The organism is Pedobacter sp. 05L430, assembly GCF_056397585.1.
The window spans coordinates 19,977-28,661 of record NZ_JBFTNT010000083.1 but is presented as its reverse complement, the minus strand read 5'-3'; the positions used below and the strand labels follow the sequence as shown (position 1 = coordinate 28,661).

Sequence of the window (8,685 nt, the reverse complement as noted above, 5' to 3'; positions counted from 1 at the left end):
TTTTTTGTGTTTGTATTTGACCGGTTTTAAGAAACGATTACTTTTTCCAGCCATCCTATTGATTAAAAAGTTGATTGGTTTATCTATAGATGACAACCAATTTTGTTTATTGGTTACAAGCCTTGGGCATTAATTTTCATTAATACCCGTAAGGCCAAACCATTTTAAAATAAAGACTTGTAATGTTGTAACCAATGCATTGAGAACATTTTCTTTGCCAGAAAGAATTTAAAAATGATAAAAGATTAATGATGCTTTCTGCGCTGATTCTATTAAGCTTAAATGCTTACCCGCAGACTTCCCTTTTGCTAAATAAGGAAGTCTTAAAAAAGGTTAAAGCTATAATGGCTGCTGATGAATGGCTTATAGGTGTTTTTGTATCCGTGGCAATCCAAAGAACTACAAAAAACTTAGCGGATGCATGATTTCTTGAATCAAATACATCTTTATTATTTGAATATTTTTTGATTGGTTTTGGCCTGAAAAGATGTCTCTTTAAAGATTACTTCAGATCCCTGAACCTCTTCATGAAAAAGTTTTCCGCTGAGTTCGGCAATAAACTGGGTGTCGCATCTAGTCACTTTTATTGTACCCTCACCCTTGAACTCTTCATTAAACTGATTATGGAAATTCTTCCAATAAAACTCATCCCCCTTTTCATCCGCATAAACCGTTATCTTGCCGGAAGAAAGGTTATATTCTCCCACTCCTTTAAAATCATCTATTTGAAAAGAAATATGAGGCAGTCCAGTCTGGTTTCCTTGTTTGGTAAATGTCAGGTAGGCGAAATTTTCCCTAATTTCAACATCAGTTGCTGCATCCTTGAGAATATTAAAGGTACTGTAAGAAAAACTTGCAAGTGTCGTTATGTCTGGTACTTGTTCCTCCTTGTCTTTTTTACAGGCTGCACTGAAAAGCAGCATACCAATGAGTAGTGTATTAATAGTTAGCTTCATATTATATTTTTTGACACAAAAATATCCGCCTTCTCTTCCAGGGACAATCACATGTTCGGGTGATTTTTCGCTTGGGTACATCATTTTTAGTTAACTAAAAACTATCAAACCATGGCTTGTAAGGCATAAATCATTCTTTTTAATCACAAAAAATATTATCCGGGCACTTTTGACAGTTTGCAGTTTAATCTTTAAAAGCGCACTTTTGAATTAACTAATTAAGTCATTTATGGTGCGCTCGACTTTGAGACTTGTCTTTCACTTATTTTTGCTTTTAGTAAGCACGAGCCAATCCAAAGCACTTGAAATTTCATTCAACCGCATTTCCAATGGACTTTCCACTAATTTTGTGAATTGCGTCTCGCAGTCAGCTGATGGTTTCATTTGGGTAGGTACCCAGAACGGCCTTCAACGTTATGATGGATATCGCTTCAGGCGGATCAGTACAAGAAGTGGCAAAGGTATACCATCCCTTCCCGTAGATCAGATATTTCCTGCTGATGATTCCGCAGTTCTGATTGTTAGAATGGGCCACCGGATTGGACTTTTGGATACACGCACATTTATCTTTAGTGAATCGGCGATAAATTCTACAGTATCTGAACTTGAAGAGAATAACGTCAAACTTTTCAAAGATGGGAAGGACACTTACCTGATCATATTTGGTAAAGAGATATTAACATACAATCGAAGAAAAAACTGTTTTGAAAAAAACGTAAATATCCTCAACTATCCGGATGGCTGGAAGCCAACGGGCATTCAGCGTGACAAATCTGGGAAAATATGGGTTAGTGGATATGCTGGCATAGGCTATTTTGACCCTTTAAAAAAGGTTTTCTATACTCCGAACAATAATCCTACAAAGATGAGCACTTTAAGTGCCTTGAAATCAGTAAAGGATGTTACCCATTTTATGATTGATTCACATGACCGTTTTTTTATTAACACCTGGCCTTTAGACAAACCTTACACCATTTTATTATTCGATCCTGGAACTCCATTATCAGGGTTAAGAAAAATATCTACAATGCCCAATCCAAAGTCCAACTATAATGAGCTATCGGGGTTTAGTGAACAAAACGGGCTAATCTGGGGATTTGGTATTGATACCTTTAATCTCTTTGAAGAGAAGACGAAATCCTTCGAGATTTTTTTCAATCCTGACAATCTTGATTACGGTATTAAAGTGAATAATATTACTCAAATTTTCCGGGACAGAGACAAAAATCTCTGGGTCGCTACCGACAATGGATTGTACACCATGTCAATCATTGGAGACCATATCCGAAATGCGGTTACCACTGCTGATTTTGGAACTGCACCATTAAGCGATATTACCGCGCTTAGTGATGGCAGACTAATTTTAAGCTCCTGGGGATCGAAGATAAGTGTTTATAGGTACGATAGTTCTTTGCATCTCGCTCTTGAGAAAAGCCTTATCAACGCAATTTATAAAAACACCCCAAAAGGTGATAATTTTTTCAGTTTTGTATGGGCAGTTGAACAGGAAATCTCAACAGGTAAACTTTACCTTGCCTGTCAGGCAGGCCGATTGATTGAGTTCGATTTTAAAAAAAACGCATCTGTGTTTTTAACCCCTTCTGCATTTAAAGGACAAACTATAAGAACGCTCGCAAATGATAATTATGGAAAAATGTGGTTTGGAACACATGGCGGATTGCTTATCCGAAGAAACGAGAGTGATTTCACCTTAGTAGCCAATCTTAAAAGTTCAATAACCAGAATTTTGTCCAGGTCTTTAGGCAGCATCTGGGTTGCCACAGCCGGCAATGGCATTTTCGAGCTAGATGTCATTTCTGGCAAAGTTCGTTCACATCTTATTTCTAAAAAAGATGGAAGTGGACTGACCACAAACAGGGTATCTGACATAGCCTTTTTGGGAGACTCAACCTTAGCCATAGCTTGTTCGTCTGGCCTTGATTTTTTCAATTTGGCAACACATAAAATCAAACAATTTAATACTCAAAACGGACTTCCTCAGGGTGTAGTCACTTCTCTTGTTCCGGATGGTAATGGTCACTTATGGATGGCTACTATAGGCGGTATCTGCAGGTACAATTCTACCACAGGCGAGTTTCAGATTTTTGATAAAAAAGCAGGATTTCTGAACACCTCCAATATGGAAAATTTAATGAATCAAGGTTTAAAATTACCAGACGGTAAAATAGCATTCAGCGGAGAATCCAGTTTCGTTATTTTTGACCCGGTGAAACTCAACATCACCCCTCCGGTGAGAAAAGTCACCATCACAGACTTTAAGCTCTTCGATCATTATTTGTCGATGGATTCCATCGGAAAGCAAGGAAGGATCAAGTTAAAACATGATGAAAATTTTATCAATATTTCTTTTGCGCCGCTTACTTATGGTGGAGGAAATGAACTCAAATATTTTTACAAACTCGAGGGCGCAAGCGAAAAATGGATAAGATCTGAAACTGGACTCAGCGCAACATTTGCTTCTTTACAGCCTGGAGAATACAATTTTATGGTTCGTTCCCAGAACACTGAAGGTAAATTTTCTGATATTACCAGTCTTGGCATAAGTATTTCTCCTGCATTTTATCAAAGCTGGTGGTTCGTGGTAATTCTGATCCTTATTGCCCTTTTTAGTATTTACACACTTTACCAGGCGAGGTTGAAAAGGCTTTTAGAAGTACATCGGTTGAGGGAAAAAGTTGCCCGGGATTTGCATGATGATGTAGGCTCAACTTTAACCTCAATCAATATCCTGAGTGAAGTGGCCAGACAAGGGCTTGAAGAAGACTCAATGGCAAAACAATATTTACAGAGGATAGGTAAAAACAGCACCCAAATGATGGAGTCAATGGATGATATTGTGTGGAGTATCAAGCCTGATAATGACCAGTTGCATAAAATCACAGCCCGAATGCGAGAATATACGGCAAGCATTCTCGAGCCACAAAACATTCGTTATTCTTTTGAGGCCAATGATAATATTAAACATATAAAACTTGGCATGGAAAGCCGGCGAAACCTGTTTTTGATATTCAAAGAGGCGTTAAATAATATTTCAAAATACTCAGAGGCAACCTTGGTGGGAATAAGCATTCGTTACGAAGGCGTTCAGATTACCTTAAGTATTTTTGACAATGGAAAGGGGTTTGACTTAAAAAGTCATTCACGAGGGAACGGGCTCATGAACATGCGCAAAAGAAGCGATATGCTAAAAGGCTCGATAGATATCCAGTCTGCCCCGGGGGAAGGGACCAGGATTGTATTGAAAGTTTCGGTTTAGAACCCCGTAATTACATAAACCACATAAATATGCGATTGTAAGGTTAAAAAAATATTAACAAATTGCAGAAACTATGATCAGGATATTATTATATGAGGATAATACCCAGCTAAGGGAAGTATTATTCATCTTGCTAAACGGCACCCCCGGCTATGAGCTTTTAGGAGCCTATGGTGACTGCACGAATATTTTGGAAGAGGTTAAGCAAACTAACCCAGATTTGATTCTAATGGATATCGACATGCCATTTATGAATGGAATTGAAGGTTTAAAGCTTTTGCGCGCCAAAGGTTTTCAGTGTAAAGTTCTGATGCTAACTGTATTTGATGACAATCAGAATGTCTTTGAAGCCATTCGATCAGGAGCAAACGGTTATATCTTAAAAAAAACGCCACCTGCGAGATTAATTGAGTTTATTGAGGATGCACTTAATGGTGGTGCCCCGATGACTTCCTCGATTGCCACCCAGGTTCTTAACATGTTCGCTGAAAATCATAAATCAAAAACCGAAACCTTCAATCTTTCTGCCCGGGAGCAAGAAGTATTGAACCTACTGGTAGATGGTTATAGCTACAAACTCATTGCAGACAAGCTTTTTATATCTATGGACACAGTGCGTTCACATATCAAAAAAATTTATGATAAGCTCCAGGTAAATTCTAAAAGTGAAGCAGTTGCAAAGACACTGCGAGCTAATCTATAGTACAACGGTTGTACAAGTTGATAAATATATCTACGTCTTGTAACCTTTTGTTATTTAGAGGGGTCTTGTAAAATAAAGATCTAATAAGAATGAAAAAAATTACATTTATGCTGCTGGTAGCAGCATTGCTTTTCGGATGCAAGAAATCGTCAAACGAACCTATTCCTGACCCTAAGCCCAGTACCAAAACCAGACTACATACCACACGTACATTAAATCCAAATGGCCACTACATCCTAGAGACCAGTAGTTACAATGATAATGGTTTACTAAAAAAAGAAGTAAGCAAGGATGAGACAACTGGACTTAACATCATCCAGGAATATTTTTATGCAAGCAAAGTACTTGAATATTCAATCATCAGCAGTGACACCAGAAGAATTGCAAGAATCAATTATTTTCATGCGAACGATCGTCTGGTTAAGATGGATTACATGGAATATGACGAAATTGGCACCCCCTCCCTTTCGTTTTCGAGAACCCTCGAGTATAGCGGAAATTTGCTATCAAAGATGACAACATTTTCCAACATGAACAATTCAATGTATTACGAGATTTTCACCTACTTAGGTGAAAATCTGACCGCAACTAAAACCTATTCAATGAATGGTGTTATCCAGAATTTGTCTGAGTACCTTTATGATATTGAATTAAACCCCTACAAAGGTAACCCTGGCAAAAATCAACAGGCACAAGGCCTAAGCAAGAACAATGTCATGCGGGTACGTTACACTGATTACAATAACCCTACAGCAAACAGTGACAGGCGTTATGAGTATGAGTACAATTCGGAAAAATACCCAGTCAAGAGAAGTTTCATTGGCTCAACAACCAGGGAATTACAAGTCACATTTACTTATCAGAGCTACTAATTAACGCGCGCTGTTCTCAATGAAAAATTTCTGCGGAGAACATTGATACAGTGTCCAGTGAATACTTTACTTGGCACTGCTTCACCAATCTTAGTTCATCAACACCTCCCTTAACCGGATGAGATTGAAATAGAACAATTCAGATGTGATTTACAATTGTTCTGAGATAAATATTAACAGAAATAAACCACATCATTATGTTATTGCACTAAACATCCTGCAACGATAAATTTGCGATACAAACGATGGAAACAAACCTTAATAAAAGGCTCAATTATTTGTTTACAAGCTATTGCAAAACGATATTCAATACAAAATGAAAATAGGTTTAGTTAGACACTTTAAAGTAAAACACCCCTTCCCAAAAAAAACATTGCTTTCAAAATCAGAAGTAATAAATTGGTTTAATGAGTATGATAACAACATAAATATTGAATATAAAAAAGTTGACCTATTGCAAATAAATTGGGAGCGCTGTTATTCAAGTCCAATGATCAGGGCATTGAAAACTGCAAGTCACATCTACCCTGGGGAAATTTTAGAGGTCAAGGAGTTAAAAGAACTGGAAATATTAGGCCGTTTATCCAACAGATTAAAATTGCCGTTTATAATATGGGGAATTATTGTTCGTGTTAATTTTTTTATATCCAACAATGACACACGTAAATTCAAAGACGGGTTAATTGGCTTTGTCGACAAATTAATCAGGAAAGATAAAAATAACACATTAATTGTCAGTCATTGGTTTGTAATGCAAGTGATAGAGAAAGAACTTATCAGGCGGGGATTTACAGGAAATAATTTCAAGCCAAATGAATATGGAAGAGTCTCTGTTTTCGAAAACAAACCGAAAAAATAACAAAGTTATCAGCACGAGTAAAAACCGACACTAAATATAAGTAAGGACAATCACCTCGAACCAACTAATAATTGGCAATTGTCTGACCAAGACTATTGCGTCTCTATTAATTTCTAATAAAACCTAAACATGAAAAAATCAATTTCCAAGATGAGACTTCTGTCACTCTGCTCTGTGTTGATCCTCCAATCCTGCAAGACCCCTAATCAAATAGAAGATCCCATTATCAACAACATTGATCCTGTTGCGGATTTTGATTGGACAGGTCTCCAGGTTGCTCCAGCAGAGCTGGTATTTAGCAACTCCTCCCTCAATGCTGACAGATTTAAATGGGACTTTGGCAACGGATCCTACGGGAACGACCGCTTACCTGGAAAGATTGTCTTTAGACTTCCGGGCAGCTATGAGGTATTGCTTACTGCCTTTAGTGGAAATAAAAAATCCTTAATAAAGAAAACAATAATTATTTCACCCGACGATAGCCCGCTGGCTCATTTTACTGTCTCCTTTAAGGATAATAAATCATACGCTCCCGCCACATTGCTATTGGTGAATAACTCCCAGAACGCAATTACTTATGAATGGGAAATCAATAATTCCATTTATAGCACTAAAACCCCTTCGAATATCATCTTAAATAATGCGGGAGATTACAATTTAAAACTGGTAGCGATCAATGGAAACAAAAGGTCGGCAGTTTACCAGCAGACCGTAACTGTTATGGCATCTAATGATCCTCGGTCAGGATTTATGCTGGCCTACCACCCCTATCCCTATATAGTGGGGGAGGAAATCCAGTTGGTCAATACCTCCCTTAACAGTGACGGCTGGAAATGGACCTTCGGACCGGATGGACCTGCAGAAACAACAGAACAACATCCAATAATAAAATTTGCCAGCTCCGGAGACTATCCAATAACCCTTGTTGCCAAAAAAGGAACGGTTAATGCCCTTCCAAAAACAATAACCATCAGGATTACACCTTAAACCTAAATTTTAAAGCACCCGAAGAATCCGGAATGCTTTAAAATATTTATATTTACAATTGTAGGTTTCCTCCGGGCTTACGGGGAAAAAGTCCTTAGTCAAAGCGGAAATAGAAAAAGAATAAAAAGGCTTCTTCCTGAATTTATTCACATAACCTTTTTAGTTGTTACGGTATGCAAATAGCCCCATCAAATGGCCTGGAACATCTGATCAGGCATTTCTTAGTTTACTATCCCTCTGCGCCGGATTCACCGATGCGGTTTTTCTCTGATGGAAGTCCGGGGATAGTTATTCCCTTAGCCCATTCGGCTTTGCCTTTGTTGGGTAATAGAAAATTAGAAAAAGGTGAATTTGTCGCTTACGGATTGATGGAGCATTTCGTCAATATTCCACCCCCACCGGTTTGCGGTACGGTAATTATTGTTCTTCAGCCCTATACCCTTAGTTTATTAACGGGAATTCCATCCAAAAAGCTAAAAAACAGTTTCTTTTCATTTAGGGACTTATTTGGAAACCTTACCCATCCGATACAGGAGGCTGTTAAGGAAAGTCGTAACCTGGTTGAAACCATCGGTTTATTAGAAGATTTTTTCTTAAGAATTTCGCCCCCCTTACCAGCTACAGAAAGTATCCTGAACAAAAGCCTTAACTGGATGCAGCAAAGCAGCGGGAATACAAAAATTGTCGACCTACTTCACTATTTATCTATTAGTGAGCGGCAACTTGAACGGAAATTTGATCATTACATCGGCATATCCCCAAGAAAACTAAACGGAATTCTCCGGATAAATCATTTTTTAAAACTGCTTAGAAATCCTGAAAAACCGTTCTCACTGGCTCAGGCTGCACTCGAAGCTGGATTTTATGATCAGGCACACCTGAATAATAGTTTTAAAGCACTAACGGGAACTTCCCCATCAAAATATCTAACCTTATCAGATCCTCTGGCAATGAATCTGTTTGTTCAGCATAAATAAATTATTATTGTCGGAAACTTCCAATACTAAGCATATTCTTCAGCATAAATTTGT

At 37.9% G+C, this 8,685-nt stretch carries 7 protein-coding genes; 6 read left to right on the top strand and 1 reads right to left on the bottom strand.

The genetic code is table 11. The features are described 5' to 3' along the window. Positions 1-449 precede the first annotated feature (449 nt). Positions 450-956 carry a hypothetical protein gene (locus tag AC1DG9_RS13370; RefSeq protein ID WP_337717428.1) on the bottom strand — a complete coding sequence of 169 codons (507 nt, stop codon included), beginning with the start codon at positions 954-956 and terminating at the stop codon, positions 450-452. 268 nt (positions 957-1,224) lie between these two features. Here AC1DG9_RS13370 and AC1DG9_RS13365 point away from each other — a divergent pair, with 268 nt between their 5' ends. From AC1DG9_RS13365 to AC1DG9_RS13340, 6 genes are all read left to right on the top strand, one after another. Next, the gene (locus AC1DG9_RS13365; protein WP_288882597.1) at positions 1,225-4,233 is read left to right on the top strand and encodes a sensor histidine kinase; all 3,009 of its coding nucleotides are present in this window, start codon (positions 1,225-1,227) and stop codon (positions 4,231-4,233) included. A 73-nt stretch (positions 4,234-4,306) separates the two neighbouring features. Further along, on the top strand, positions 4,307-4,936 hold the full coding sequence (locus tag AC1DG9_RS13360) for a response regulator (RefSeq protein ID WP_288882598.1): 630 nt from the start codon (positions 4,307-4,309) through the stop codon (positions 4,934-4,936). 89 nt (positions 4,937-5,025) lie between these two features. After that, positions 5,026-5,808: a hypothetical protein gene (locus AC1DG9_RS13355; protein WP_288882599.1), complete on the top strand. Its 783-nt coding sequence runs from the start codon at positions 5,026-5,028 to the stop codon at positions 5,806-5,808. A gap of 316 nt (positions 5,809-6,124) precedes the next feature. After that, positions 6,125-6,667 carry a histidine phosphatase family protein gene (locus AC1DG9_RS13350; RefSeq protein WP_288882600.1) on the top strand — a complete coding sequence of 181 codons (543 nt, stop codon included), beginning with the start codon at positions 6,125-6,127 and terminating at the stop codon, positions 6,665-6,667. Between the two features lie 129 nt (positions 6,668-6,796). Beyond that, positions 6,797-7,654: a hypothetical protein gene (locus AC1DG9_RS13345; protein ID WP_337717426.1), complete on the top strand. Its 858-nt coding sequence runs from the start codon at positions 6,797-6,799 to the stop codon at positions 7,652-7,654. Positions 7,655-7,827: 173 nt separating this feature from the next. Then, positions 7,828-8,631 (top strand): AraC family transcriptional regulator, encoded by an 804-nt coding sequence (locus tag AC1DG9_RS13340; protein WP_288882602.1) that lies wholly within the window; start codon positions 7,828-7,830, stop codon positions 8,629-8,631. Positions 8,632-8,685 lie beyond the last annotated feature (54 nt).